This is a genomic window from Allobosea sp. FW305-C-101 (assembly GCF_058783685.1).
Map to the genome: position 1 here is coordinate 1053668 of NZ_JBYSYT010000001.1, position 23711 is coordinate 1077378.

At 67.8% G+C, this 23711-nt stretch carries 26 protein-coding genes; 15 read left to right on the top strand and 11 right to left on the bottom strand.

Annotated features, from left to right (window positions below; translation table 11 throughout):
* Nucleotides 1–7 precede the first annotated feature (7 nt).
* A complete protein-coding gene (locus AC3WMA_RS05015; protein WP_492284276.1) occupies nucleotides 8–790 on the top strand; it encodes a GNAT family N-acetyltransferase in 783 nt (260 codons plus the stop codon).
* Here the strand turns inward: AC3WMA_RS05015 and AC3WMA_RS05020 are convergent.
* On the bottom strand, nucleotides 787–1305 hold the full coding sequence (locus AC3WMA_RS05020) for an anthrone oxygenase family protein (RefSeq protein ID WP_492284277.1): 519 nt from the start codon (nucleotides 1303–1305) through the stop codon (nucleotides 787–789). The genes AC3WMA_RS05015 and AC3WMA_RS05020 overlap by 4 nt on opposite strands.
* A gap of 87 nt (nucleotides 1306–1392) precedes the next feature.
* Between AC3WMA_RS05020 and AC3WMA_RS05025 the strand changes: the two genes are divergently transcribed.
* On the top strand, nucleotides 1393–1992 hold the full coding sequence (locus tag AC3WMA_RS05025) for a TetR/AcrR family transcriptional regulator (protein ID WP_492284278.1): 600 nt from the start codon (nucleotides 1393–1395) through the stop codon (nucleotides 1990–1992).
* Here the strand turns inward: AC3WMA_RS05025 and rnhA are convergent.
* Genes rnhA through ispH form a run of 3 tightly spaced genes read right to left on the bottom strand, consistent with a single transcriptional unit; the run spans nucleotide 1989 to nucleotide 4411 of the window.
* Nucleotides 1989–2438, bottom strand: coding sequence for a ribonuclease HI (rnhA, locus tag AC3WMA_RS05030; protein WP_492284279.1), 450 nt, complete (start codon nucleotides 2436–2438; stop codon nucleotides 1989–1991). The two genes, AC3WMA_RS05025 and rnhA, sit on opposite strands and share 4 nt — an antisense overlap.
* The gene (locus tag AC3WMA_RS05035; protein WP_492284280.1) at nucleotides 2435–3400 is read right to left on the bottom strand and encodes a homoserine kinase; all 966 of its coding nucleotides are present in this window, start codon (nucleotides 3398–3400) and stop codon (nucleotides 2435–2437) included. The genes rnhA and AC3WMA_RS05035 overlap by 4 nt, the downstream gene beginning before the upstream one ends.
* A gap of 21 nt (nucleotides 3401–3421) precedes the next feature.
* Nucleotides 3422–4411: a 4-hydroxy-3-methylbut-2-enyl diphosphate reductase gene (gene ispH / locus AC3WMA_RS05040; protein WP_492284281.1), complete on the bottom strand. Its 990-nt coding sequence runs from the start codon at nucleotides 4409–4411 to the stop codon at nucleotides 3422–3424.
* Between the two features lie 180 nt (nucleotides 4412–4591).
* Between ispH and AC3WMA_RS05045 the strand changes: the two genes are divergently transcribed.
* Genes AC3WMA_RS05045 through AC3WMA_RS05055 form a run of 3 tightly spaced genes read left to right on the top strand, consistent with a single transcriptional unit; the run spans nucleotide 4592 to nucleotide 8786 of the window.
* On the top strand, nucleotides 4592–6457 hold the full coding sequence (locus AC3WMA_RS05045) for a monovalent cation:proton antiporter-2 (CPA2) family protein (RefSeq protein ID WP_492284282.1): 1866 nt from the start codon (nucleotides 4592–4594) through the stop codon (nucleotides 6455–6457).
* A complete protein-coding gene (locus AC3WMA_RS05050) occupies nucleotides 6454–7860 on the top strand; it encodes an MATE family efflux transporter (RefSeq protein WP_492284283.1) in 1407 nt (468 codons plus the stop codon). The genes AC3WMA_RS05045 and AC3WMA_RS05050 overlap by 4 nt, the downstream gene beginning before the upstream one ends.
* A gap of 35 nt (nucleotides 7861–7895) precedes the next feature.
* Nucleotides 7896–8786 (top strand): DUF937 domain-containing protein, encoded by an 891-nt coding sequence (locus AC3WMA_RS05055; RefSeq protein WP_492284284.1) that lies wholly within the window; start codon nucleotides 7896–7898, stop codon nucleotides 8784–8786.
* Between the two features lie 85 nt (nucleotides 8787–8871).
* On the opposite strand, the gene AC3WMA_RS05060 is transcribed toward AC3WMA_RS05055, so the two are convergent.
* Nucleotides 8872–9234, bottom strand: a complete 363-nt coding sequence (locus AC3WMA_RS05060) for a hypothetical protein (protein ID WP_492284285.1) — start codon at nucleotides 9232–9234, stop codon at nucleotides 8872–8874.
* A gap of 180 nt (nucleotides 9235–9414) precedes the next feature.
* Between AC3WMA_RS05060 and AC3WMA_RS05065 the strand changes: the two genes are divergently transcribed.
* Nucleotides 9415–10296 (top strand): LysR substrate-binding domain-containing protein, encoded by an 882-nt coding sequence (locus AC3WMA_RS05065; RefSeq protein ID WP_047580398.1) that lies wholly within the window; start codon nucleotides 9415–9417, stop codon nucleotides 10294–10296.
* Nucleotides 10297–10334: 38 nt separating this feature from the next.
* On the opposite strand, the gene AC3WMA_RS05070 is transcribed toward AC3WMA_RS05065, so the two are convergent.
* From AC3WMA_RS05070 to AC3WMA_RS05080, 3 genes are all read right to left on the bottom strand, one after another.
* A complete protein-coding gene (locus AC3WMA_RS05070) occupies nucleotides 10335–10511 on the bottom strand; it encodes a Flp family type IVb pilin (protein ID WP_492284286.1) in 177 nt (58 codons plus the stop codon).
* Between the two features lie 103 nt (nucleotides 10512–10614).
* Nucleotides 10615–11994 (bottom strand): glutamate--cysteine ligase, encoded by a 1380-nt coding sequence (locus tag AC3WMA_RS05075; RefSeq protein WP_492284287.1) that lies wholly within the window; start codon nucleotides 11992–11994, stop codon nucleotides 10615–10617.
* Nucleotides 11995–12163: 169 nt separating this feature from the next.
* Nucleotides 12164–12910 carry a 16S rRNA (uracil(1498)-N(3))-methyltransferase gene (locus AC3WMA_RS05080; RefSeq protein WP_492284288.1) on the bottom strand — a complete coding sequence of 249 codons (747 nt, stop codon included), beginning with the start codon at nucleotides 12908–12910 and terminating at the stop codon, nucleotides 12164–12166.
* A gap of 207 nt (nucleotides 12911–13117) precedes the next feature.
* Between AC3WMA_RS05080 and AC3WMA_RS05085 the strand changes: the two genes are divergently transcribed.
* Nucleotides 13118–13585, top strand: coding sequence for a hypothetical protein (locus AC3WMA_RS05085; protein WP_492284289.1), 468 nt, complete (start codon nucleotides 13118–13120; stop codon nucleotides 13583–13585).
* A 16-nt stretch (nucleotides 13586–13601) separates the two neighbouring features.
* Nucleotides 13602–14567 carry a 4-hydroxybenzoate octaprenyltransferase gene (gene ubiA, locus AC3WMA_RS05090; RefSeq protein ID WP_492284290.1) on the top strand — a complete coding sequence of 322 codons (966 nt, stop codon included), beginning with the start codon at nucleotides 13602–13604 and terminating at the stop codon, nucleotides 14565–14567.
* A gap of 3 nt (nucleotides 14568–14570) precedes the next feature.
* Here ubiA and AC3WMA_RS05095 read toward each other — a convergent pair whose 3' ends face one another.
* A complete protein-coding gene (locus AC3WMA_RS05095) occupies nucleotides 14571–15092 on the bottom strand; it encodes a DUF6101 family protein (protein WP_492284291.1) in 522 nt (173 codons plus the stop codon).
* A 249-nt stretch (nucleotides 15093–15341) separates the two neighbouring features.
* Here AC3WMA_RS05095 and AC3WMA_RS05100 point away from each other — a divergent pair, with 249 nt between their 5' ends.
* The 5 genes from AC3WMA_RS05100 to lpxK all read left to right on the top strand — a co-directional run bounded on the left by AC3WMA_RS05100 (nucleotide 15342) and on the right by lpxK (nucleotide 19574).
* Complete coding sequence (locus tag AC3WMA_RS05100; RefSeq protein WP_492284292.1) at nucleotides 15342–16169, top strand: 3'(2'),5'-bisphosphate nucleotidase CysQ; 828 nt, start codon at nucleotides 15342–15344, stop codon at nucleotides 16167–16169.
* 90 nt (nucleotides 16170–16259) lie between these two features.
* Nucleotides 16260–16502, top strand: coding sequence for a DUF4170 domain-containing protein (locus tag AC3WMA_RS05105; protein ID WP_492284293.1), 243 nt, complete (start codon nucleotides 16260–16262; stop codon nucleotides 16500–16502).
* Between the two features lie 29 nt (nucleotides 16503–16531).
* A complete protein-coding gene (locus AC3WMA_RS05110; protein ID WP_492284294.1) occupies nucleotides 16532–17269 on the top strand; it encodes a lysophospholipid acyltransferase family protein in 738 nt (245 codons plus the stop codon).
* Nucleotides 17266–18570 (top strand): 3-deoxy-D-manno-octulosonic acid transferase, encoded by a 1305-nt coding sequence (locus AC3WMA_RS05115; protein WP_492284295.1) that lies wholly within the window; start codon nucleotides 17266–17268, stop codon nucleotides 18568–18570. Before AC3WMA_RS05110 ends, AC3WMA_RS05115 begins: the two co-directional genes overlap by 4 nt.
* A complete protein-coding gene (gene lpxK / locus AC3WMA_RS05120) occupies nucleotides 18570–19574 on the top strand; it encodes a tetraacyldisaccharide 4'-kinase (protein WP_492284296.1) in 1005 nt (334 codons plus the stop codon). The genes AC3WMA_RS05115 and lpxK overlap by 1 nt, the downstream gene beginning before the upstream one ends.
* A 7-nt stretch (nucleotides 19575–19581) precedes the next feature.
* Here lpxK and AC3WMA_RS05125 read toward each other — a convergent pair whose 3' ends face one another.
* Nucleotides 19582–19803, bottom strand: coding sequence for a DUF2093 domain-containing protein (locus AC3WMA_RS05125; protein WP_257732426.1), 222 nt, complete (start codon nucleotides 19801–19803; stop codon nucleotides 19582–19584).
* A 110-nt stretch (nucleotides 19804–19913) separates the two neighbouring features.
* Between AC3WMA_RS05125 and AC3WMA_RS05130 the strand changes: the two genes are divergently transcribed.
* Complete coding sequence (locus AC3WMA_RS05130; RefSeq protein ID WP_492284297.1) at nucleotides 19914–20726, top strand: dienelactone hydrolase family protein; 813 nt, start codon at nucleotides 19914–19916, stop codon at nucleotides 20724–20726.
* 3 nt (nucleotides 20727–20729) lie between these two features.
* On the opposite strand, the gene xseA is transcribed toward AC3WMA_RS05130, so the two are convergent.
* Nucleotides 20730–22325 carry an exodeoxyribonuclease VII large subunit gene (gene xseA / locus AC3WMA_RS05135; RefSeq protein ID WP_492284298.1) on the bottom strand — a complete coding sequence of 532 codons (1596 nt, stop codon included), beginning with the start codon at nucleotides 22323–22325 and terminating at the stop codon, nucleotides 20730–20732.
* A gap of 92 nt (nucleotides 22326–22417) precedes the next feature.
* On the opposite strand from xseA, the gene purD reads away from it, so the two are divergent.
* Entirely contained in the window at nucleotides 22418–23695 is a 1278-nt protein-coding gene (purD, locus tag AC3WMA_RS05140) for a phosphoribosylamine--glycine ligase (RefSeq protein ID WP_492284299.1), read from the top strand.
* The last annotated feature ends 16 nt before the right edge of the window (nucleotides 23696–23711 follow it).

Below are 23711 nucleotides of genomic sequence, written 5' to 3' on the forward strand. Positions count from 1 at the left end.
AGCGACCGTGATCGCGATCCGGGACAAGGCTGAGATCATCGAGCGGCTCGGTGCCGATCCGCTCGCCAATGTCGTCCTGCTGAAGCATCTGCAGGCCTATCCGCAGCACACGCGGGCGTTCCAGCAACGCTCGCCGGCCGGCACCGCGACGCTCGTCCTGCTCGACACCGCCGCCAGCGATTATGATCGCAAGACCTATCCGACGGCAGCCCATGCCGCCCTCATCCGCAGTGACGACAACGGGCTGACGGAAGCGCTGCTGAGCGAGTTGCCGGCGGAGGGCAGCATCGTCTTCAAGCTCGGCAGCCCGGCCGAGCTTGAAGTCGTTGACCATCGCTATCTGCTCGTGCGCAAGGCCAGCTTCCTATCATTCACATCGCCCGAGCGCGTTCCCAGCCACGATGGCGTCCTCGTCGCGAGCAGCGCCACGGATGCGATGTACGCGCTCTATTGCACGCAGGATCATGAACGGGATTGGCTCTCGCCGCTCCTAGCAGCCGGGCGCGCCTTCACCTGCGTGATCGGCTCAAGCGGCGAGCCGCTCTCCGCCTGCTTCGCCTTCGAAAGCTATGGCAGAGTCTGGGAGATCGGCGGCGTGGTTACGCGGCCGGACCAGCGCGGGCGCGGCCTCGGGACGCGCGTGGTCAGCGCCGCCCTTGCCGAGCTGGCGCGGCGCGGGCTGCTAGCCCGCTATCAGGTCCACGAGGACAACATCGCCTCGATCCGGCTGGCGGAATCGCTCGGGATGAAACCGCTTCTGCGGCTGACCCATTATCTGCACGAGCGTTAATTCGCAGCTTTCCACCCGGCCGAGTGCAGCTTCGTCAATCCAAAGACAGCACAGGCCAGCGCCAATCCGGAGGCCACCGTCCGGACCTGGTTCCAGACCTGCCACCTGCCCGAATAGCCGGCCCAGATATCCCGCGCCGCTTCGATATTCGATGGGACAGGCGAGACCTTCGCCAGCGCCTCGTTCATGGGGACATTGACGAGCATCGTGAGAGCGAGCCCGAAGGCCGCATAGATGACGGCCGCAGCGATGAACCAGCCCGCGGCTTGCCTCTGGCGGGACAGGAATAGGGCGATCGCCGTCAACGCCAGAACCACCGGAGTGAGGAAAAACGCCGGGAAGAAGACGATGTTGCGCACCGATGCGTTCATCGCCTGCATCGCCGCGATCGCCACGCGCGGGTCGGCCTGATCCAGACCCCACATCGTCGAACAGACCCAGGCATAGAAGAAACCGAAGATCGCGCCGCAGAGCAGGATCGACGCCGTCGACAACATCACGAGCAGGCTGGACATGGCGGCACCCCTTATCCGTACATCTCAGTACGCTTGATTTATCCGTACATAGAGATACGGATTTGTTCAAGATGCGGTGGGGGCAAGATGCGGGACGAGAGCAAGGCGGAGCGCCAGCGCGAGATCGAGGCCGTGGCCTACCGGCTGATCCGGGACCACGGCTATGGCGGCGTATCGATGCTGGCGATCGCCAAGGAGGCGAAGGCCTCGAACGAGACGCTCTATCGCTGGTACGGCAGCAAGCGCGGGCTGCTCGCCGCGATGGTCGAGCGGAATGCGCAGGCGACCGCCGACGCGTTGCAGGCGGCCATCGAAGACGGGGGGGACACTATCACCACGCTGGAGCATATCGCTCCGATCCTGCTCTCGATGCTGCTGGGCGAGAAGGCGATCCTGCTGAACCGCACCGCTGCTTCCGACGAGACAGGGGAGCTCGGGGCAACGATCGGCCAGGCGGGCCGCAGCGCCGTTTTTCCGCTGGTCGAAACGCTGATCGCGCGCGGGATGGCCAACGGCGGGCTGGATGCTCCGTCTGCGCGCGTGGCGACAGAGTGGTTCCTCTGCCTTCTGATCGGTGATCAGCAGATCAGGCGGGTCATCGGCACGCTGGAACAGCCCTCGGATGCGGAAGTCGCTGCACGCGCCGCCAGCGCGCTATCGGCCTTCCGAAAGCTGTGCGGCGCCTAGCGCCCCGGCTTGAACGGCGCCATGCCGGCGCGCGCCAGGGCGTCGGCACGCTCGTTCATCTCGTCGCCGGCGTGGCCCTTGACCCATTTCCACTCGATCTTGTGGCGGCCGAGCGCGGCTTCGAGGCGTTGCCAGAGCTCGGCATTCTTGACCGGCTTGCGATCGGCCGTCTTCCAGCCGTTCTTCTTCCAGCCATGGATCCAGCCAGTGATGCCCTGCCGCAGATACTGGCTGTCGGTGTGGAGCGCGACCGTGACGGGCCGCTTCAGCGCCTCCAGCGCGGCGATCGCGGCCATCAATTCCATGCGGTTATTGGTGGTCTGCGCCTCGCCGCCGGACAATTCCTTCTCGACGCCGTTGAAGGTCAGGATCGCGCCCCAGCCGCCCGGCCCCGGATTGCCCGAGCAGGCGCCGTCCGTCCAGACTTCGACCGTACCTTCGCTCATCGCTTCAGCCCGTATTCGCGGGCGTCAGCAATGCGCTGGTGGAAGACGAGCCTGCGGTCGTATTCGAGCGGGTCGAGCGGCTTGACGAGGGCACCCGGTGGCACGTTCAGCCAGTCGACCAATCGCGTCACCAGGAAGCGCAAGGCCGAGCCGCGGCAGAGCTGCGGCAGCGCCTCGACCTCCGCTGCGGTCAGCGGGCGCACGCTCTCGTAGCCGGCGAGCAGCGCCTGGCCTTTCGTCAGGTTGAACGAGGCATCGGCCTCGAAGCACCAGGAGTTCAGGCAGATCGCCAGATCATAGGCGAAGGCGTCGGTGCAGGCGAAATAGAAGTCGATCAGGCCGGACAGCCTGTCCTTGATGAAGAAGACATTGTTCGGAAAGAGATCGGCATGGATCACGCCGCGCGGCAGGTCCTGCGGCCATGAACGCTCATGGACCTCCACCTCCGCCATGACGCGCCGCGCCAATCCGGGCGAAACCGTATCGGCCGCGGCTCCCGCCTGCTCGGCCAGCGGACGCCAACCGGGAACCGACAGCGAATTGACCCGCTCCATGCCGAAATCGGCGCCGGCCTCGTGCAGCTGGGCCAGCCCGCGCCCGAGCTCGGCACAGTGGGTCACGTTCGGACGCCGGACGGACAGGCCATCGAGGAACGAGACGATCGCCGCCGGACGACCGGCCAGCCTGCCGACGGCCTCGCCGTCCTCCATGCGCAGCGGCACCGGGCAGATCAGGCCACGCCGGGCGAGATGGTCCATCAGCCCGATGAAGAAGGGCAGCTCCGCCTCGTCCACCCGCTCCTCATAGAGCGTCAGGATGTAGAAGGCCTTAGTCGTATGCAGCAGGAAGTTTGAGTTCGAGACGCCCTCGGCGATGCCCTTGACGGAGAGGAGATCGCCGATGCCGTAGCGCGCCACGAAGGCAGCCAGCTCGTCATCGGGCACTTCGGTATAGACGGCCACGCTTGCACTCTTCTGCTGAGATTATTCCGCCGCGTCCGGCGTCGCCTCGCCGCGCAATTCGCGCGGCAGCGGGAAGAAGACGTTCTCGTCGGCGGTCGAGACGGTCTCGACGCGGACCTCGTAGCGCGCGGCGAAGGCGTCGATGATCTCCTCGACCAGCACCTCGGGCGCGCTAGCGCCGGCGGTGATGCCGAGGCTGCGGATATTGCCGAAGACCGACCAGTCGATCTCGTCGGTGCGCAGCACGAGCCGCGCCACCGGGCAGCCGGCACGCTCGGCGACCTCACGCAGGCGCTGCGAGTTCGAGGAATTGGGCGAGCCGACGACGATCAGCCCCTCGACCAGCGGCGCGACGCGCTTCACCGCCTCCTGGCGGTTGGTCGTGGCGTAGCAGATGTCTTCCTTGTGCGGGGCGATCAGCTCCGGGAAGCGGGCCTGCAAGGCCTCGACGATCTCGCGGGTATCGTCGACCGAGAGCGTGGTCTGGGTGACATAGGCGAGTGGCTGGCCTTCCGGCGCCTCAAGCGTCGCGACGTCGTCCAGCGTCTCGATCAGGGTGATCGCGCCCTCTGGCAGCTGGCCCATCGTGCCGATCACCTCCGGATGGCCGGCATGGCCGACGAGCAGGATATGGCGGCCGCGCTTGTGATGGACCTCGGCCTCGCGATGGACCTTGGTCACCAGCGGGCAGGTCGCGTCGATGGCGAAGAGGTTGCGCGCCTTCGCCGCAGCCGGCACCGCCTTGGCGACGCCATGGGCCGAGAAGATCACCGGACGCGTCTCGTCAGGCACCTCGTCGAGCTCGGCGACGAAGACCGCGCCCTTCCGCTTCAGGGATTCGACGACGTATTTGTTATGGACGATCTCGTGGCGGACATAGACCGGCGCGCCATGCAGCTTCAGCGCCTTCTCGACGGCGTCGATGGCGCGCACCACCCCGGCGCAGAAGCCGCGCGGGGCACAGAGCAGGATGTCGAGCGGCGGCTTGATCACGCGCGAAGAGTTCTCCATCGGTCCGCGTCTTCTTTCGGCGGGATCGGGGCGATGTCAAGGAAGCGAAGCAGCGCAGGCTTGGCCGCCATGCCGATTGCCTCTCGCAGGATCGCCATCGAAAGCCTAGATAGAACGATGGCCCGCCACGCCGCGCGTCGCGCCTGACCGCCAAGCCCGTTCCAAAGCACCGAGTTCCGCATGGCCGACGCCGCCTCGCATGCCAGCTATCTCCCGCCGATCCTGACCTTCTGCGCCGGGGCGGTGATCGCCGTCCCGCTCTTCCGCAAGCTCGGCCAGTCGGCGGTGCTGGGCTATCTTGCGGCCGGCATCGTCATCGGCCCCTCGATCCTCGGCGTGATCAAGGACCCCGATGCGATCCGCGGCACGGCCGAGATCGGCGTCGTGCTGCTGCTCTTCCTCGTCGGCCTCGAATTGCAGCCGTCGCGGCTCTATTCGATGCGCAAGGACATCCTTGGCTCCGGCCTTGCGCAGATGGCGCTCAGTGCCGGCGGCATCGGGCTGGCCGGCTGGTATTTCGGTCTTTCGGCGGCGGGAGCGGTCGCGGTCGGCGTGGCGCTTGCCCTCTCGGCAACCTCGATCGCGTTGCAATTGCTGGAGGAACGCGGCGATGGCAACGAGACCTATGGCCGGCGCACCTTCTCGATCCTGCTGTTCCAGGACATGGCGATCGCGCCCGTGCTGGCACTGCTGCCGCTGCTTGCGACCACGGGCGGCAAGGAAACCGGCAGCCCGATGATGGCGCTGGCGAGCCTCGGCATCGCGCTTTTCGCGCTGGTGCTGATCGTGCTGGCCGGGCGCTATGTGATGAACCCGTTCTTCCGCATCCTCGCCCATACCGGCGCGAAGGACGTGATGACGGCGGCCGCATTGCTGATCGTGCTGGGATCGGCGCTATTGATGGAGCATGTCGGGCTCTCGATGGCGATGGGCGCCTTCCTCGCCGGCGTCATGCTGGCCGACTCGCATTTCCGGCACGAGCTGGAGGCCGATATCGAGCCGTTCCGCGGCGTTCTGCTCGGCCTGTTCTTCATGGCGGTCGGCATGTCGCTCGACCTCAAGCTGGTCGCCGACAACTGGCTGCTGCTCGCGCTCGCCGCGCCGCTGCTGGTGCTGTTCAAGATCGCCGTGGTGACCTCGATCCTGCGCCTGTCCTGCTCGTCCTGGCTCGAAGCGGTCCGGGCCGGCGCCCTGCTTTCGCCGGCCGGCGAATTCGCCTTCGTGCTGCTACCGCTCGGGCTCGCGAACGGGCTGCTCACGGCCCAGCAATCCGCGATGGTCACGGCACTTGCTGCGATCAGCATGCTGCTCGGCCCGGTCGTCGCCAAGCTGATCGATGCGGTGCTGCTGGCGCGCATCACGCCCGCGACGATGGACGAGGATTACGAGGGCGCCGGCGACAGCCCGGTGATGGTGATCGGCTTCGGCCGCTTCGGCCAGATCGTGACGCAAGCTTTGCTGCTCCAGCATATCGACGTCACCGTCATCGATTCGGATGTCGAGCGCATCCGCTCCGCATCCCAGTTCGGCTTCAAGATCTACTATGGCGACGGCACGCGGCTCGACGTGTTGCGCGCGGCTGGCGCCGGCAAGGCCCGCGTCATCTGCATCTGCGTCGACGACAAGCAGGCCGCGCTCCGCATCGTCGAGATGGTCAAGGCCGAATTCCCGAGCGTGCGGCTGCATGTGCGGGCCTATGACCGCATCCACGCGATCGAATTGATGAAGGCGAATGTCGACTTCCAGATGCGCGAGACCTTCGAATCGGCACTGGGCTTCGGCCGCGTCACCCTGGAGACGCTGGGCCTGACCCGCGACGAGGCCGATCTCGTGATCGACCATGTCCGCGACCGCGACGCGCAGCGCATGGAAATCCAGTTCCACGAGGGGCTCGCCGCCGCGATCAACCGCGTGCCGCGCGTCACGCCCGAGCCGCTCGTCCCACCCAAGGCCAAGTCGAAGCCGCTCACCCCTGAGACGCGGCAGGTCATCGAAGATGGCGGGGCCGAGATCGCGGTCGGCGGCGTCGGCGAGCCCGAGCGATGAGCGAGGCTACCGCGCGGCCGGGACAGGCCGTCTTCCTCGAGGGACCGCTGATGCGCCATGTCGCGGTGATGACCGCTACGAGCTCGGTCGGCCTGATGGCGGTGTTTGTCGTCGACCTTCTGTCGCTGCTCTACGTCTCCTGGCTCGGGCGGCCGGAAGCGACGGCCGGCGTCGGCTTCGCCACGATCGTGCTCTACCTGATGATCTCGGTGAATGTCGGGCTGATGATCGCCGTCACGGCGCTGACCTCGCGCAGCATCGGTGCGGGCGACCGCCCTGGCGCGCGACGCATCGCGGCCTCGACCATGGTCCTGTCGGCGCTCGTGGCGCTCGTCATCTCGCTCGCGGTGCTGCCCTTCCTGCCGAAGCTGCTCAGCCTGCTCGGCGCGCGCGACCAGTCGCATGCGGTCGCCCTCTCCTTCCTCTACATCGTGCTGCCATCGAACGCCCTGATGGCGATCGGCATGGGCCTCTCCGGCATCCTGCGCGCAGTCGGCGACGCCAGGCGCGCGATGTTCGTGACGCTCGGCGGCGGCATCGCGACAGCGGGGCTCGACCCGCTGCTGATCTTCGGCTTCGGCCTGGGGCCGGACGGTGCCGCGATCGCGATCGTGCTGGCGCGGATCATCATCATCGCCATCGGGTTCCATGGCTGCGTGAGCGTGCATGACATGATCGACCGTCCGCGCCTGTCCTTCGTCCGGCAGGATGCCGCCCGGACCTTCGCGATCGCGGGGCCGGCGATCCTGACCAATCTCTCGAACCCGATCGCCAATGCGGTCTTCGCCAGCGTCGTCGCTCGTTTCGGCGATGCGGCGATCGCGGCGCTCGCGATCGTCGACCGGCTGGTTCCAGTGGCCTTCGGCGTGCTCTTCGCGCTGTCGGGCTCGGTCGGGCCGATCCTCGGCCAGAACTGGGGCGCGGGACGCTTCGACCGGATGCGCCGGGGCCTGACCGATTCGGCGATCTTCGCGGGTGGCTGCGTCCTCGTCTCCTGGGCGCTGCTCTTCGCCTTCCGCGACGTCCTCGTTTCCGCCTTCCATGCGACGGGACTGACGGCGGAGCTCGTCCTGTTCTTCTGCCTGATCGCCGGGCCGATGTGGATCTTCGTCGGCATGCTCTTCGTCGCCAATGCCGCCTTCAACAATCTCGGCATGCCGTTCATGTCGACATTGTTCAGCTGGGGCCGCGCCACGCTGGGCACCGTGCCGCTCGCCATCCTCGGCGCGCATCTTGCCGGGCCGAAAGGTGCGATGGCCGGTTCGGCGCTCGGCGCCGTCGCCTTCGGCGTGCTGGCTCTCATCTTCGCCTATCGCGGCATCACCCGGCTGGAGCGCCGGGCCGCGCAGCGCCAGGCCGCAACCGATTTGCCAGGCAAGGACACCCTGCTATCGTCCTCCTAGGCACGGAACCAAAGACCGGCCGGGGAGAAGCGTCCATGATGAACCTGTTCGATATCATGCAATCGGCCCAGCACGGCCAGGCGCTGCCGAACCTCGCCCAGCAATACGGTCTGAGCCTGCAGCAGACGCAGGCCGCGCTCGATGCCCTGCTGCCGGCCTTCTCGATGGGGCTGCAGCGGCAGACGCGAGACCCTTACGCCTTCGGCTCGCTGGCGCAGATGATGACGGCCTCCCCCTATGCCCGCTTCTTCGAGGCCGGCGGCTATGGCATTCCGGCCGGCGCCCAGAATGCCGGCAACGATGTGCTGAGCCAGCTCTTCGGCTCGCGCGAGGTCAGCCAGGCGATCGCGGCGCAGGCGGCCGCGACCAGCGGCGTCTCGCAGGCGATCCTCAAGCAGATGCTGCCCGTCATCGCCGCAATGCTGATGGGCGGGCTCTCCAAGACATCGAGCAACGAAGGGCTGGGCGGCATCCTCGGCCAGTTCGCCGAGATGATGCGCGGCCAGATGCCGGGCATGCAGCCGGCACCGCAGCAGCCGCAGATGCCGGCCAATCCGTTCGAGGCGATCCTCAAGGGCATGTTCGGGCAGGCCGGCGGCCAGCCGCAGCCCAGTCCGCAGGCGGCCCCGTCCGATCCGTTCGGCGGCGCGTTCGGCCAGATCCTCGGAGGCATGTTCGGCGGCATGGCACCGCAGCCGGCGCCGGAGCCTGCTCCCGCCCCGCGCAGCGCGCCACGGCGCGCGCCCGCGCCGGAACCGGAGCCCGAGGAGGCGGCACCCTCGTCCTCTGCTAATGGGCCGGGCTCGATCGGGCTCGACGCGCTCAACCAGATGTTCGAGCACGGCCGCCAGATTCAGGACGAGCATCAGAACGCGCTGAAGTCGATCCTCGACGCCATGCTCGGCGGCGGACAGGGCCGCCGCTGAAGCAGGCCTAGCCTCTCAACGCTGAAGACAAGAAAAAGGGCGGAAGCACGAAGCTCCCGCCCGCAGGAACGCTGTCGCCAAGGGGTCAGGCGCAGCGTGCAACCGTGATATCGGCCTTCCCGGCCAGCATCGGCGCGGCGCCGGCATGGCGCAGGGCATGCTCGCGCCGCGCGGCGGCGAGATTCGACGAAGAGCGCGAGCGCTCAGCCAGGACGGTCGAGGGATCGTCGAGCCAGGACGCCGCCAGCGCGCCATCGATATCCGAGCGCACAAGGCCGATATCCTTGAGCCCACGCTCGTCAAGCTCGGCGCCGAGTCGCATCACCTCACGACGATGGATAAGGGCGCGCACGAGTTGGATCGTTCCGGCAGCTCCGATGGTGGCAACACGCGTGACGCCGGCCGAAATGGACGAGAGCGACTTCGCGGTGATGGTCATGAGCAGCATGACAGCCTCCTTTGGCGGTGCAGAACGTTGATCTCAGCCTCTCCGCCCCGCCCGGACGCGCCATTGACAGGAAATTTCGGAGTGCATCCAGACCTTAGCGAGGCTCTGGTCATCAGCCAAACGAATGGTTATGATGTCTCGCAACACTGATATTGATGGACAGTGGACGGGGGACCGCCAATGGCTCATGTGCTCGACGCCGATCAGCTCAAGACCTTCGTCGCCATTGCCGATACCGGGTCATTCACCCGCGCCGCCGAGATCGTCTTCAAGACGCAATCGGCCGTTTCCATGCAGATGAAGCGGCTCGAGGAGCGGGTCGGGCGGCCTCTGTTCGGCCGCGACGGGCGCCATGCCAAGCTGACCGAGGATGGCGAGCGCCTGCTCGACTATGCCCGCCGGATCGTCAGGCTGAACCTCGAATGCGTGGCCTCCTTCGCCGATGCCGATCTCAAGGGGCGCATCCGCCTCGGCGTGCCCGACGACTATGCCGACCGCTACCTGCCGGAAATCCTGGCCCGCTTCGCCCATTCGAATCCGCGCGCCGAGGTCACCGTGGTCTGCGAGCCCACGCCGATGCTGGCCGAGCGGATCGCGACCGGCGATATCGACCTCGCGATCATCACCCATGTCGAAAGCCGCGGCCAGGGCGAGATCATCCGCATCGAACCGCTGCTCTGGGTCACCTCGGCGCGCCACAGCGTGCATGAGGAGGATCCGCTGCCGCTCGCGCTGGGCCGGCCGACCTGCAACTGGCGGCAAGCGGCCGTCGATGCGCTGGAATCGAAAGGGCGCCGCTTCCGCGTGCTCTATGCGAGCTGGAACTCCACTGCCGTCGGCGCTGCGGTGCTGGCCGGGCTCGCGATCTCGGTACTGCCGGAGAGCGCGGTCAGGCCGGGCATGCGCATCCTCGGGCCCTCGGAAGGCTTCGCAACCTTGCCGTCCTGCAAGATCGGGTTGCTGCGCACCCGCTTCGATCCCTCGGTTCTGTCGAACGCGTTGGCCGAGCACATCATCCAGAGTCTCGACAACCTGGCGAGCTTCAAGACGGCGGCGGAATAGGGCTGAACCGGAGGCAGGACTTGGGGCTGGAGGCTTGATCAGCCCTTGAAGCCTGCCAGGACCGCCGTGAACTTCGCAGTGACGTCCTGGCCGATCGCGGTCGCGCCCGCCACGATGCTGATCGAGACCAGGCCGGCGATCAGCGCGTACTCGATCACGGTCACTCCGCGTTCGTCGCGAAGAAGCGCGGCAAAGCTGATGCGAAGGTGCTTCATGCCGCCAAGACTAGCGGCATAAATCGTCCAATTCGTTAATTCCGGACCTGCAATCCGCTCAAAATCGCATTTTTTGAGCGGATTACTGGCAATTCGGGAGATATCAGAGCGCCATTTCAGTCATGACCGGCTCGACCTTGCCGTGCCAGGCATCGCGATAGCGCGCCTCCAGAACCTGGGCCAGGCTCTGGCCACGCTCCAGAATGCCGTGCAACGGCATCAGGAAACGGGTTTCGTCCTGCCCGGCGGCGTTCTTCAGAGCCCTGCGCGCAAGGCCCGCACGCGACAATTCCACGACCTCGGCAGCGATCTCCGCGAGCTTGCGCCCACCGATCGTGGCCGCAAGCCCTTCGCGCGGCACCGCGTCGCGCAGCGCCTGCCGCTCCTCGGCGCTCCAGCCCTTGACGAGGTCCCAGGCCGCATCGAGCGACGTCGTATCGTAGAGCAGCCCGACCCAGAAGGCCGGCATCGCAGCCAGCATGTCGGCCGGGCCGGCATCGCAGCCACGCATCTCGAGGAAGCGCTTGAGCCGGACCTCGGGGAACAGCGTCGAGAGGTGATTGGCCCAGTCGGACATCGTCGCCTTCTCGCCCGGCAATTGCGGCAGGCGGCCGGCCAGCAGGTCGCGGAAGGAGGCACCGGCGACGTCGTGATAGATGTCGCCGCGCTTGACGAAGTACATGGGAACGTCGAGCGCCCAGTCGACATAGCCCTCATAGGACATGCCCTCGTCGAAGGCGAAGGCGAGCATGCCGGAGCGCGCGTTGTCGGTATCGCGCCAGATCTCGGAGCGCATCGACTGGAAGCCGTTGAGCTTGCGCTCCAGGAAGGGCGAGGACGCGAACAGGGCGGTGGAGAGCGGCTGCAATGCCAGCGAGACCCGGAGCTTGCGGACCATGTCCGCCTCGCTGGCGAAGTCGAGATTGACCTGCACGGTGCAGGTCCGGAACATCATGTCGAGGCCCATCGTGCCGACCTTCGGCATGTAGTTCGCCATGATCTTGTAGCGGCCCTTCGGCATCACCGGCGTCTCGGCACGGGTCCAGAGCGGCGAGGCGCCCAGGCCGGCAAAGCCGATATCATGCGGGGCTGCCACGGCCTTCACATCGGCGAGATGCGCCAGAAGCTCGGCCTCCGTCTCATGCAGCGTCGCCAGCGGCGCGCCGGACAATTCGAACTGACCGCCGGGCTCCAGCGAGATCGCGCCACCGCCATCCGGCCCCGCCAGGCCGATGATATGGCCGGCATCGACGATCGGTTCCCAGCCCAATCGCTGCTGCATACCTTCCAGCAGGGCGCGGATACCGCCTGCACCAGCGCGCCCCTCATAGGGAACGGGCGCGAGGTCGCTCCGATAGAACGGGAATTTCTCGTGCTCGGTGCCGATCCGGAAGGACGAGACCGGTTTCTCGCCGGCGGCGATCCACGCAATCAGTTCGGCTTTGGAACCGATCGGGGTCGAATCGGACACGTCGCGAGCCATGGGCGCTCCGGCAGATGAGTCAGGACGACCGGCCCCCGGCACTGAGCGCGCGGAGGAAGCCGGAAGATGATGCACAGACATAGGCGAGCGCCGGGCGCTCGACAACGACTGCTATCGTGCATTCGCGCAAAGGCGACCGGCGCTGGCGGCAGGTCTCGCCGCCCTGTTTTCAGGCGCGCGGCCAGTCGCCGAGAGCAGCCTGGACCAGAGCGAGTGCCGCGACCGCAGCCGTATCCGCCCGCAGGATGCGGGGACCGAGCGAGATCGGCAGCGTGTTGGGCCGCGACCGGATCAATTGCCGCTCGGCCTCGTCGAAGCCGCCTTCGGGTCCGATCAGGACGGCGAGCGGCGCCGGCTTGCACGCCGCCAGCGCGGCGAGCGGGCTCGCCTCCGCCATGCCCTCGTCGCAGAAGACCAGCAGCCGCTCCGGCGCCAGCGCAGCAAGGGCGGCTTCCAGGGAGCGTTCCGGCTCGATCTCCGGCAGACCGAGGATGCCGCATTGCTCGGCCGCCTCGATGGCATTGGCGCGCATCCGATCGAGATTGAGTCGGGAAACCTGGGTGCGCCGGGTCAGCACGGGCTGAAGGACCCCCGCGCCCATCTCGACTGCCTTCTGCGCCATGTAGTCGAGCCGGGCATGTTTCAGCGGCGCGAACAGGTAGTGCAGATCGGAGGCCGGAGGCTGCGGCTTCGTTTGCCGGACCAGTTCGAGGCTTGCCTGCTTGCGGCCTTCCGGCACGAGGCGCGCCAGCCATTCGCCGTCACGCCCGTTGAAGACGAGCACCGTGCCCTCGACCCGCAGGCGCAGGACATTGAGCAGGTAGTTGGCCTGCTCTCGTTCGAGCGGAAGAATCGCCGCCGGGCCAAAGGGCTGGTCGATATAGAGCCGGTGCCGGGCGAAATCGGGAACGGACATGGGCGCAAGCGCCTCCGGGAAAGCAAGAATATCGTCGAGAACGCTACGAAAAACGCCACAATCTCTTTCTAGTAGCGATCCGTTCCCAAAAGGCCACCCATGGACTCGCAAGAGTCGTTGGCGTTAACAGCGCCTGCTGTTAAGGACGTATCGAAGGATCGGCCGGGGAGGCCGGCAATCTGGAGTAAGGAAACCATGCGGCGTTGGATGGCTTCAGGCGCAATCGCGGTGCTCGGCCTTGCCGTGGCCCCGTTCCTGGCGGCTGCTCCCGCAAACGCGCAGGCCTCGGGCTGCGAACAGATCCAGAAGCTGCTCACCGAGCGCCAGTCGATCGTTGCGCGGCTCTCGTCCGCGCAGAAGGCCAAGCAGAAGATGACGCCGCAGGAAGCCTGCAGCGCCTTCGGCCGTCTCGTCAATAACGGCGATGCCGCGATCAAGTTCGCCACCGCCAACCAGGACTGGTGCCAGATCCCACCGGCCTTCATCGAAGGCATGCAAGCCGACAACAAGAAGGTTACCGGCTTCCGCGCGCAGGCCTGCAACGCGGTGAAGCAGCAGGCCGCGATGCAGCGCCGCGCCCAGCAGCAGGCGCAAGGGGCCAACCCGTTCGGCGGCGCCGACTCCATCACCGGCGGTGTCGGCGGCGGGATGCGCGTGCCGCAAGGCGCGCTCTGACCGGCGCGCCGGCGCCATGCCCGATCCGTCTCCCCTCGGAGCGATGCCCGGGCGCGACGCGCCTCTTCCCGATGCGCTGACCCGCCACTGGGTCGATACGCGGGCCCCCCGAGCCACACGGCCGTTCCTCAAGCTCGCCCGCATCGAGCGGCCGATCGGCTGGTGGCTGCTGCTGATGCCGTGCTGGTGGGCAGCCGGCCTTGCCGCCATCGCTGCCGGCCAGCCCTATCCCAATCCCTGGCATTGCCTGCTCTTCTTCGTCGGCGCCGTGTTGATGCGCGGCGCGGGCTGCACCTTCAACGACATCATCGACCGCAAGCTCGACGCCGAGGTGGCGCGCACGCGTGGGCGGCCACTGCCGTCCGGGCAGGTGACGGCGAAGGCCGCCGCCCTGTTCATGGTCGCGCAGGCGCTCCTCGGCTTCGTCGTACTGCTGCAGTTCAACCGCTTCACGATCATTCTCGGCATCGCCTCGCTCGTGATCGTTGCGATCTACCCGTTCATGAAGCGGGTCACGAACATGCCGCAGTTCGTGCTGGGGCTCGCCTTCTCATGGGGCGGGCTGATGGGCTGGAGCGCCGTGTTCGGCCGGCTCGATCCGCCGGCCTACCTGATCTACGCCGCTTCCATAGCCTGGACGGTCGGCTACGACACGATCTATGCGATGCAGGATCTGGAAGACGATGTCATCGCCGGCATCCGCTCGAGCGCGCGCTATTTCGGCGACCATACGCGCGAGGCGGTGGCGCTGTGCTTTGCGCTGGCGGTTGTGCTCACGGGCATCGCGATCTGGCTGGTCGGCGGCGGCCCCATCGCCTGGCTCGGCTTTGCGGCCTTTGCCGTGCATCTCGGCCGGCAAGTGACGCGCATCAATGGTGCGACGGCACCCGAAGCCCTACGGATTTTTCGGTCGAACCGCGATGCCGGCCTGCTTCTGGTGGCCGGGCTCGCGCTCGATACGATGAGTCGTTCGGTGTTCTGAGGATCAGTCCGTCATCCGGTCGCCGCTGACGATGACCGGCAGTTCGGCGAGACGCCCGGTCTTGCGACGGGTCAGGAAGCGTGGCCGGCGGCCATTGAGCAGGCCGTGACGGCGGCGGATGCGAACCGCTCCCAGCGCGACGCGGCCGAGCTGCGGATAAGGCTCGCTCACCACGCCATCGGCGGCTTCGAGCAGCAGCGGCAGGCCGCTGGTCCGCCCGAAATCCCGCCAGAGCGCGACCGCATCCTCCTGATCGGCTGACGCCACCACGATGGAGCGGCCGTCGCCGGCCGTCAGGGCCAGCTCGAAACGCTCATCGTCACCCGCCGGATTGGCAAGACGCAGCGCGACGCCGCGCCAGTTGCCATTGCCGCGCAGGATCCGCACGGAGCCGACGCGCTCGATCGCCGGAGCGACCGGACGATCCGGCATCGGGTTGCGGGAAACGATCGCTGTGGTTGTCGGACCACCGGAGAGAGCAGGCACAAAACCGCTCTCTCCGGCGGCCGGCGTGACGCTGGCCATCGGTTGTAACGCCTCTCTGTAATCCCTGCTGCAACGGAGCCCTCTGTCGATGCCGGGGCTCTCGTGCTTGCCATGTGAGGATGGCCGCCAGCCGTGTCCGAGCGCTTAAAGGGTTGGGTTAAAGGAAGGTGTTTCCGCCGCGATCCGACCCGAAACAGGTGGTTTCCCGCGGGATGCTTGACGGAATCTTTCGATCCATGGCCGCATTTTCGGCTTGAAACAGCGACTTTCACGGCCGATAGGAAAGCCATGAACGCCACCACGCTACCGATCGCGGCCGAGCTGCTGAAGGCTGTCGGCGAAAGCTGCCTGGAAGCAGGCACGATCGCGCTGGACCTGTTCCGGCCGGGCGCGGCGACGGCGGCGCGGACCTGGTCCAAGAGCGGCGGGTCGCCCGTCACCGAAGCCGATATCGGCGTCGACACCTTCCTGCGGATCCGTCTCTCCGAATTGCTCCCCGAGGCCGCCTGGCTGTCGGAGGAGACCGTGGACGACGCGCAGCGGCTCTCGCATCGCTACGTCTGGGTCGTCGACCCGATCGACGGCACGCGGGCCTTCATGCAGGGCTCGCCAGACTGGGCGGTGTGTGTCGCGCTGCTTGACCAAGGCGCGCCGATCCTCGGCATCGTGCATGCGCCGGCCTGCCAGGCGACCTATCGCGCGCTGGCCGGCGGTGGCGCGACCCTCAATGGCGAAACCATCAGGACGACTTCGGCGGACACGCTGACCGGCGCGCGCATCGCCGGCCCCAAGCCGATGCTCGATGCGCTCGCGCAGTTCGAGAGCTTCGAGGCCGCCGGCCGCATTCCGTCGCTGGCGCTGCGGCTCACGCGCATTGCCGACGGCACCATCGATGCCGGCCTGATCTCGCCCGACGCCCGCGACTGGGACCTGGCGGCGGCCGATCTCGTGCTGAGCGAAGCCGGCGGGCAGCTCACCGACGGCGAGGGCCGGCCTGTCGTCTACAATCGCGAGGTCCCCGTCCACGGTATGCTCGCGGCCAGCAACGGCAAGCTTACCGCGCCGCTGCTAGCGGCGATCGAGCGGCTGCGCGACGGACGGACGCAGCCCGCCTGACGATTTTTTTCAACGCTTCCGGCGCGGCCCGCTCGCATGGGTCGCCGGGATGGCTTATGGGGGCGCCAACGTCCCTCGCAGGAGAGTTCGATGAGCACCGAGCCGGAACAGAAGCAGCTTCTTCACCTCGTGCTGGGCGGCGAGCTCGCCTCGCTCGACGGCATCACCTTCAAGGATCTGTCGAAGCTCGACATCGTCGGCGTCTTCCCGAACTATGCCACCGCGCACTTGGCCTGGAAGGCCAAGGCGCAGCAGACCGTCGACCAGGCGCAGACGCGCTACTTCATCGTCCATCTCCACCGGCTGCTCGACCCCGAGACCGCCAAGAGCTGAGCCCGGACGGGCTTAGAACGACAGGACCTATGGGTTTTTCGATCCTCAAGACGCGCGTGGCGCAGGAAACGCTTGGCCGGATGCTGGCCGGCTATCTGCGCCTCGTGCAACGCACGAACCGGATCGTCTTCGAGCCCGCCGATATCTACGACCATGTCCGGCCGGACCTGCCGCTGATCTTCGCGATGTGGCACGGCCAGCACATCATGATCCCTTTCGCCCGGCCGGACTGGATGCCGGCCTGCTCGCTGGTCTCGCGCCATGGCGATGGCGGCTTCAACGCGGTCGCCCTGCGCGAGCTCGGCATCGGCGCGATCCGCGGCTCGGGCGCACTCGGCAAGAAAGTCCGCGAGAAGGGCGGCGCCAGCGCCTTCCTTGCCATGGTACGCCGGCTCGCCGCGGGTGACACCATGGTGCTCACCGCCGACGTGCCGAAGCGCGCCCGTATCGTCGGCCCCGGCATCATCGCGCTGGCCCGCGCCTCCGGCCGGCCGATCCGCGCGGTCGCCGTCGTGACGAGCCGGCGCATCGATTTCAACAGCTGGGACCGCGCCTCGATCGGCCTGCCCTTCGGACGCTGCGCCATCGTCGTCGGCGAGCCGATCCTGGTCGCGCGCGATGCCGACGAGGCGACGCAGGAAGCGGCGCGGCTCGCGCTTCAGGCCAGCCTCGACGACGTCCATGCCCGCGGCTACGCGATCGTCGGCAGCAGCGATCCGGGCGCCGGCCTGCGCGATAAGCAGCTGGCTGCCGGGGCGCCGGCATGAGCGGCAAGGGCGCGATCCTCCGCAGCTATCGCTATGCGACCTCCCTGCTGGAACCGGCTGCGGCCGGGCTCCTGCTCTGGCGCCAGCGACGCGGCAAGGAGGATGCGACGCGCCTCGCCGAGCGGCGCGGCCACGCGAGCGTCAAGCGGCCGAACAAGCCATTGGTCTGGCTGCACGGCGCCAGCGTCGGCGAGACCGTGACCCTGCTGCCCCTGATTGCCAAATTGCAGAAGCGCGGCTTTGCGGTGCTGGTGACCTCGGGCACCGTCACCTCCGCCAAGCTGATGGCGGCCAGGCTGCCGGGCGGCGTGATCCACCAGTACATCCCGCTCGACGTGGCGCGCTACATGCGCCGCTTCATGGATCACTGGCGGCCGGACCTGTGCCTGATCTGCGAATCCGAGATCTGGCCGAACCTGCTGATCGAGGCGCAGCGCCGCGACATCCCCGTCGTGATGGTCAATGGCCGGATGTCGGAGCGCTCCTTCGCGCGCTGGTACAAGATGCCGAAGACCTCGCGCTTCCTGCTCTCCTGCTTCGAGGCCTGCCTCGCGCAATCGCAGGGCGATGCCGAGCGTCTGGCGCAGCTCGGCGCGCCGCGCGTCAGCGTCAGCGGCAACCTGAAATTCGACGTGCCGGCCCCGCCCGCCGACCCCGACACGCTCGCGATCCTGGACGGCCAGACGACGGGCCGCCCGGTCTGGATCGCTGCCAGCACCCATCCCGGCGAGGACGAGCTGGTGCTCGCCGCCCATCTCGCGATCAAGCCCTATCTGCCTAAGCTGCTCACGATCATCGCGCCGCGCCACCCCCAGCGCGGCCCCGAGATCGAGGCGCTGGCCGAGGCGAACGATGTACCGGTCTCGCGCCGCGCAGCGGGCGGAAGCCCGGAGCGCGACGTCGATCTCTATGTCGCCGACACCGTCAACGAGCTCGGGCTGTTCTACCGTTTGTCGCAGGTCGCCTTCCTCGGCGGCTCGCTGGTCGAGGGCATCGGCGGGCATAACCCGATCGAGCCGGCCAAGCTCGGCTGCGCCCTGCTGCACGGGCCGCATGTCCATAACGCCGCCGAGATCTTCGCCGCCTTCGATCGCGACGGCGGCTCGCGCGAAGTTGCCGATGCGCAGGCGCTGGCCGGCGCGGTCCATCGCTGGCTGAACAACCCGGCCGAGGCCCGGCAGGCGGCGCGCGCTGCCGCGCAGACCGCGACCGAACTCGGCGGCGCCCTGAACCGCACGCTCCATGCGATCGAACCGCTGCTCATGCGTGTCGCGATCGGCCAGCGCGAGAGCGCGCCCTGATGCTGCGTGCCCCGCGCTTCTGGTGGCGGGAGACACCGACGCTGCTCGCCCGGCTGTTTCAGCCGCTCGGCTTCCTCTACGGGCGGATCACCTTGCGGCGGATGCGGCAGCCCGGCACCGAAGCCGGTGTTCCGGTCATCTGCGTCGGCAATTTCATCGCCGGCGGCGCCGGCAAGACGCCGACCGCGATCGCGATCGCGCGCCTGCTGGAGGCCCGGGGCGAAAAGCCCTTCGTGCTGATGCGCGGCTATGGCGGACAGCTTGCCGGGCCGGTCGAGGTCGATCCGGACCGGCATCGCGCGGCCGATGTCGGCGACGAACCGCTCCTGATGGCGCGCCATGCCCGCACCGTCATCGCCCGCGACCGGGTGGCCGGCGCCAGGCTGGCGCGCGGCCTTGGTGCCAGCCTCGTCGTGATGGATGACGGGCTGCAGAATCCCTCGCTGGTCAAGCATCTCAGGCTCGCGGTGGTCGACGGGGCAAGCGGCGCCGGCAACGGGCTTTGCCTGCCGGCCGGCCCCCTGCGCGCGCCGCTCGCCGAGCAGATGAGCCTAACGGACGCCGTCATCGTGATCGGGCCGGGGGACGCAGGCGGACGCGTCGCCGCTGTCGCGCGCGAGGCGAAGAAGCCGGTTCTCAAGGCGACCCTCAAGCCTGCCGATGCCGCCGTCGAGCGTTTGCGCGGGCGGAAGGTCGTCGCCCTGTCAGGGATCGGGCGGCCGGAGAAATTCGTGGCCACGCTGCGGGATGCGGGAGCGACCGTCATCGCCGAGCAAGCCCATGGCGACCATCACGCTTACGCGGCAAGCGATGTCACGGCTGCGCTAGCGGTTGCCCGGGAGCACTCCGCGCTGGTTGCAACCACCGAGAAGGATTGGACCAAGCTCGCGCCGCTCTGGCCCGAGGATGCGCGTGACGAACTGGTCGTGGTGCCGGTCTCGCTGGCTTTCGCGGAACCGGCCGGGATCAGCGGCTTGCTCGCTGCCATCGGCAAGGCGAGCTGAGATTTCGTCAGGCGCGGCCGGCGCGGCGCAGTCTCAGAAGCGCGGCTTCCGACGAGGAATAGGCTTCCTGCCACTCGATCGACCAGTAGCGGAGATCGTCGAGACGGATCGGCGCACCGGTCACGGCGCAGCGCACGAAAGCGCCCGGCTTGACCACGCGGAACTCGCCGGGGCCGTAATCGACGACAGCTTCAGGGCCATGAGGCGGAAGGCGCTCGCTGATATTCATCAAAATTGCATCAAATCATTGATCGGGAAACGGAAAGCCGGGATACTCCGGGGTTTGTGATAACCTTCTGGTCGGCGATGTCCAGTCTCCTGCGCCTCATGGCGTGCCTGATGAGCCTTGCGCTGCTCGCAGCACCGGCAGCCCGTGCCGGTGGCTACGAGCGCGTGGCCATTGCGACCGACCAGGGAACGCTGACCGGGGTGTTCTATCTGCCGGCCGGCCAGGGGCCGTTTCCGGCCGTCGTCGCTTTGCATGGTTGCGGCGGCTTGTGGCGCGAGCATGGCCAGCTTTCGCTCCGGCATGCCGATTGGGGCGAGCGGCTGGCCGCCGCCGGCTTCGCCGTGCTGATGCCGGACAGCTACGGCTCGCGCGGGCTCGGCTCGCAATGCGGCGTCAAGGACCTGACCGTCCGGGCCAACCGCGAGCGCGTCGCCGACGCGATGGCCGCGCGGAGCTGGCTGCAGCAGCGCGGCAACATCAAGCCTGACTCGATTGCGCTTCTCGGCTGGTCGAGCGGCGGCCTGACCGTCCTGACCGCGATCCGCAAGGAACGCATGCCCGCCGACGGCATGCCCGATTTCAAGCGCGCCGCCGCCTTCTACCCTGCCTGCCGGAGCCAGTCGGAATCGCCGAGCTTCTCCGCCCGCATCCCGCTCCTGATCCTGATCGGCGAGGCCGATGACTGGACGCCGGCCGCGCCCTGCGGCCATCTCGCCAAGGCTGCGCAGGCGCGTGGCGAGCAGGTCGGGCTCGTGCTCTATCCCGGCGCGCTGCATGATTTCGACCATCCGCGCCTCGAGGTGAAAGAGCGCGACAACATCGCCTATTCCGCCAGCGGCACCGGCAAGGCCACGGTCGGCACCAACATGGCGGCACGCGAGGACGCGCTGAAGCGGGTCAAGGCCTTCCTGACCGCGCCCTGAACCTCAGAACAGGTCGCCCTGCGATCCGGGCGTCGGCGCCTTGCGCAAGGGGCGCGGCGCAGGCGGCTTTGCTCCACCAGCCTCTCCACCGATAACGGTGACCCCGAAGCTGCCATCCGCGACCTGCAGCGAAAATGCCCTGCCCGGCTGAGCCGCCTCGACGCTGCGCACCAGGGCACCGGCTTCGTCGCGGATCAGGGCGTAGCCGCGGGAGAGCACCGCCTCAGGCCCGAGCGAACGGATCAGCGCCCAGAGCGAGGCGAGCCGGTCTGCGCGACGATGCAGCGCCTGACCGAAGGCGCGCTCGATCCGCTCGGAAAACACGGCGCCACGCTCACGGCGCTGGACTAAGCTTTGGCCGAATGCGTTGCGTGCCCGTATTTCCAACGCTGCCAGACGGTCACGGGCATGGATTATGCGAGTGCGCTCAGCGCTGATGGCATTACCTCGCGCCGTAGCGAGAACGCGGCCAAAACCCTCAAGATCAGAGCGCAACTTGGCGAGCCGCACCCGCGGCGAGTTATCCGCCAATCTGCGCGAGGCGTTCTGAAGCCGCAATTCATGTGCCCGCGCATTGCGAGCGAGCGCAGGCGCCAGCCGCGTCGCGGCAAGATCGAGCCGCTGGCGCGGGCCGGACAGGACGGCCTCAGGTCCCGGCAAGGCACGAGCGAGCGCGCGCAGGTCGCTGCGGCGGCGGTCGGAGAGGCGGAGCATCGCGCCGGCATGGCGACGCGCGAGATCGGCAACGAAGCCCATCAGCTCCGCCCGCACCGGCACGACCTTCTCGGCGGCGCCGGTGGGCGTCGGCGCGCGCAGATCGGCCGCGTGGTCGATCAAGGTCCAGTCGGTCTCATGGCCGACGGCGGAAACCAGCGGAATCTCCGAGGCCGCAGCCGCGCGGACCACGATCTCCTCGTTGAAGCTCATCAGGTCTTCGAGCGAGCCGCCGCCACGCGCGACGATGATGACGTCGGGACGCGGAATCCGCCCGCCTACGGGAAGCGCATTGAAGCCGGCAATGGCATTGGCGACCTCGGCGGCGCTTGTCTCGCCCTGCACGCGCACCGGCCAGACCAGGACATGGCGCGGGAAGCGGTCCTCCAGGCGGTGCAGGATATCGCGGATGACCGCGCCGGTCGGCGAGGTCACGACGCCGATCACGGAGGGCAGATAGGGGATGAGCTGCTTGCGCTCCTCGGCGAAGAGCCCTTCGGCGGCCAGCCGCTTGCGGCGCTCCTCCAGCAGCGCCATCAGCGCGCCGGCCCCGGCCAGCTCCAGCGAATCGATGACGATCTGGTAGCTCGACTTGCCGGCGAAGGTGGTGATCTTGCCGGTGGCGACGACCTCCAGCCCTTCCTGCGGGCGCGTCTTCAGGCGGCCGAAGACGCCCTTCCAGATCACCGCATCGATCTTGGCGTTGGTGTCCTTCAGCGAGAAATAGACATGGCCGGAGGCGACCGGGCCGCGATAGCCCGAAATCTCGCCGCGCACGCGCACGAAGCCGAAATTGTCCTCGATCGTGCGCTTCAGCGCTCCCGAGAGGTCAGAGACGCTCCATTCGGGCGCATTGCCGGTCGTCTGCTGCGATTCGCTGCTCATGGCCGGGACCATAACCGGACGGGCGATACAGCAGAAGCGTTGCCCGCAGCGCCCGGTGCCGTTATTGCGCCCGTGACGGAGCGGAGAGCGCGATGAAAATTCTTCTGATCGGTTCGGGCGGCCGCGAGCATGCGCTCGCCTGGGCGATTTCGGCCTCGCCGCTCTGCGACACGCTGTTCATCTCGCCGGGCAATCCCGGCACCGCCCATTGCGGCGAGAATGTCGTGATCGATATCGCCGACCACGCGGCGGTCGTCGCCTTCTGCCGGCTGCAGGCCATCGGCCTCGTCGTCGTTGGGCCGGAAGGGCCGCTGGTCGCCGGCATCGCCGACGATCTCAGGGCCGCCGGCATCAAGGTCTTCGGCCCGTCCAAGGCCGCCGCCCAGCTCGAAGGCTCGAAGGGCTTCACCAAGGAGCTCTGCGCCGAATTCGGCATCCCGACCGCCGGTTTCGGCCGCTTCAGCGACGCGGCTTCCGCCAAGACTTACGTCGCCACCCAGGGCGCGCCGATCGTGATCAAGGCCGACGGGCTCGCAGCCGGCAAGGGCGTGATCATGGCCGAGACGCTGGATCAGGCGAACGAGGCCATCGACATGATGTTCTCGGGCGGCTTCGGCGCGGCCGGGGCCGAGGTCGTGGTCGAGGAATGGATGATCGGCGAGGAAGCCAGCTTCTTCGCGCTCTGCGACGGCACGCATGCGCTGGCGCTCGCCTCGGCGCAGGACCACAAGCGCGTCGGCGACGGCGATACCGGGCCGAATACCGGCGGCATGGGCGCCTATTCGCCGGCCCCCGTGATGACGCCCGCGCTGACCGAGCGCGTCATGACCGAGATCATCCGGCCGACGCTGGCCGGCATGGCGAAGCGCGGCACGCCGTTCCAGGGCGTGCTCTTCGCCGGGCTGATGATCACGGCGCAGGGGCCGAAGCTGATCGAATACAACACCCGCTTCGGCGATCCCGAATGCGAGGTGCTGATGCCGCGCCTGAAGAGCGACATCGTGCCGGCGCTGCTCGCCGCCTGCGACGGCGTGCTCGACCGGGTCGACCTGCGCTGGCGCGACGAGCCGGCACTGACCGTGGTGCTCGCGGCGAAGGGCTATCCGGACAAGCCGGAGACGGGCAGCGTCATCCGCGACGTCGAGAAGGCGGAAGCGCTCGACGACGTGCTCGTCTTCCATGCCGGCACGAAGCTCAGGAATGGCGACCTCGTCGCCAATGGCGGGCGCGTGCTCAACGTGGTCGCGCTCGGCAAGACCGTCGGCGAGGCGCAGAAACGTGCCTATGAAGCCGTCGACAAGATCGACTGGCCCGGCGGCTTCTGCCGTCGCGACATCGGCTGGCAAGCGGTGAAGCGCGAGCAAGGCTGACAGGACCGTTTGCGCG

What these genes read in the sequence shown, in the direction of transcription:
- AC3WMA_RS05085 (WP_492284289.1), top strand. Translation starts at nt 13,118, where the DNA reads ATGGCTTCAGGCGCAATCGCGGTGCTCGGCCTTGCCGTGGCCCCGTTC.
- purD (WP_492284299.1), top strand. Translation starts at nt 22,418, where the DNA reads ATGAAAATTCTTCTGATCGGTTCGGGCGGCCGCGAGCATGCGCTCGCC.
- xseA (WP_492284298.1), bottom strand. Translation starts at nt 22,325, where the DNA reads ATGAGCAGCGAATCGCAGCAGACGACCGGCAATGCGCCCGAATGGAGC.
- AC3WMA_RS05020 (WP_492284277.1), bottom strand. Translation starts at nt 1,305, where the DNA reads ATGTCCAGCCTGCTCGTGATGTTGTCGACGGCGTCGATCCTGCTCTGC.
- ispH (WP_492284281.1), bottom strand. Translation starts at nt 4,411, where the DNA reads ATGGAGAACTCTTCGCGCGTGATCAAGCCGCCGCTCGACATCCTGCTC.
- AC3WMA_RS05070 (WP_492284286.1), bottom strand. Translation starts at nt 10,511, where the DNA reads ATGAAGCACCTTCGCATCAGCTTTGCCGCGCTTCTTCGCGACGAACGC.
- lpxK (WP_492284296.1), top strand. Translation starts at nt 18,570, where the DNA reads ATGCTGCGTGCCCCGCGCTTCTGGTGGCGGGAGACACCGACGCTGCTC.
- ubiA (WP_492284290.1), top strand. Translation starts at nt 13,602, where the DNA reads ATGCCCGATCCGTCTCCCCTCGGAGCGATGCCCGGGCGCGACGCGCCT.
- AC3WMA_RS05060 (WP_492284285.1), bottom strand. Translation starts at nt 9,234, where the DNA reads ATGCTGCTCATGACCATCACCGCGAAGTCGCTCTCGTCCATTTCGGCC.
- AC3WMA_RS05050 (WP_492284283.1), top strand. Translation starts at nt 6,454, where the DNA reads ATGAGCGAGGCTACCGCGCGGCCGGGACAGGCCGTCTTCCTCGAGGGA.
- AC3WMA_RS05075 (WP_492284287.1), bottom strand. Translation starts at nt 11,994, where the DNA reads ATGGCTCGCGACGTGTCCGATTCGACCCCGATCGGTTCCAAAGCCGAA.
- AC3WMA_RS05065 (WP_047580398.1), top strand. Translation starts at nt 9,415, where the DNA reads ATGGCTCATGTGCTCGACGCCGATCAGCTCAAGACCTTCGTCGCCATT.
- AC3WMA_RS05110 (WP_492284294.1), top strand. Translation starts at nt 16,532, where the DNA reads ATGGGTTTTTCGATCCTCAAGACGCGCGTGGCGCAGGAAACGCTTGGC.
- AC3WMA_RS05130 (WP_492284297.1), top strand. Translation starts at nt 19,914, where the DNA reads ATGAGCCTTGCGCTGCTCGCAGCACCGGCAGCCCGTGCCGGTGGCTAC.
- AC3WMA_RS05105 (WP_492284293.1), top strand. Translation starts at nt 16,260, where the DNA reads ATGAGCACCGAGCCGGAACAGAAGCAGCTTCTTCACCTCGTGCTGGGC.
- AC3WMA_RS05055 (WP_492284284.1), top strand. Translation starts at nt 7,896, where the DNA reads ATGATGAACCTGTTCGATATCATGCAATCGGCCCAGCACGGCCAGGCG.
- AC3WMA_RS05125 (WP_257732426.1), bottom strand. Translation starts at nt 19,803, where the DNA reads ATGAATATCAGCGAGCGCCTTCCGCCTCATGGCCCTGAAGCTGTCGTC.
- AC3WMA_RS05045 (WP_492284282.1), top strand. Translation starts at nt 4,592, where the DNA reads ATGGCCGACGCCGCCTCGCATGCCAGCTATCTCCCGCCGATCCTGACC.
- AC3WMA_RS05080 (WP_492284288.1), bottom strand. Translation starts at nt 12,910, where the DNA reads ATGTCCGTTCCCGATTTCGCCCGGCACCGGCTCTATATCGACCAGCCC.
- AC3WMA_RS05100 (WP_492284292.1), top strand. Translation starts at nt 15,342, where the DNA reads ATGAACGCCACCACGCTACCGATCGCGGCCGAGCTGCTGAAGGCTGTC.
- AC3WMA_RS05115 (WP_492284295.1), top strand. Translation starts at nt 17,266, where the DNA reads ATGAGCGGCAAGGGCGCGATCCTCCGCAGCTATCGCTATGCGACCTCC.
- AC3WMA_RS05095 (WP_492284291.1), bottom strand. Translation starts at nt 15,092, where the DNA reads ATGGCCAGCGTCACGCCGGCCGCCGGAGAGAGCGGTTTTGTGCCTGCT.
- rnhA (WP_492284279.1), bottom strand. Translation starts at nt 2,438, where the DNA reads ATGAGCGAAGGTACGGTCGAAGTCTGGACGGACGGCGCCTGCTCGGGC.
- AC3WMA_RS05025 (WP_492284278.1), top strand. Translation starts at nt 1,393, where the DNA reads ATGCGGGACGAGAGCAAGGCGGAGCGCCAGCGCGAGATCGAGGCCGTG.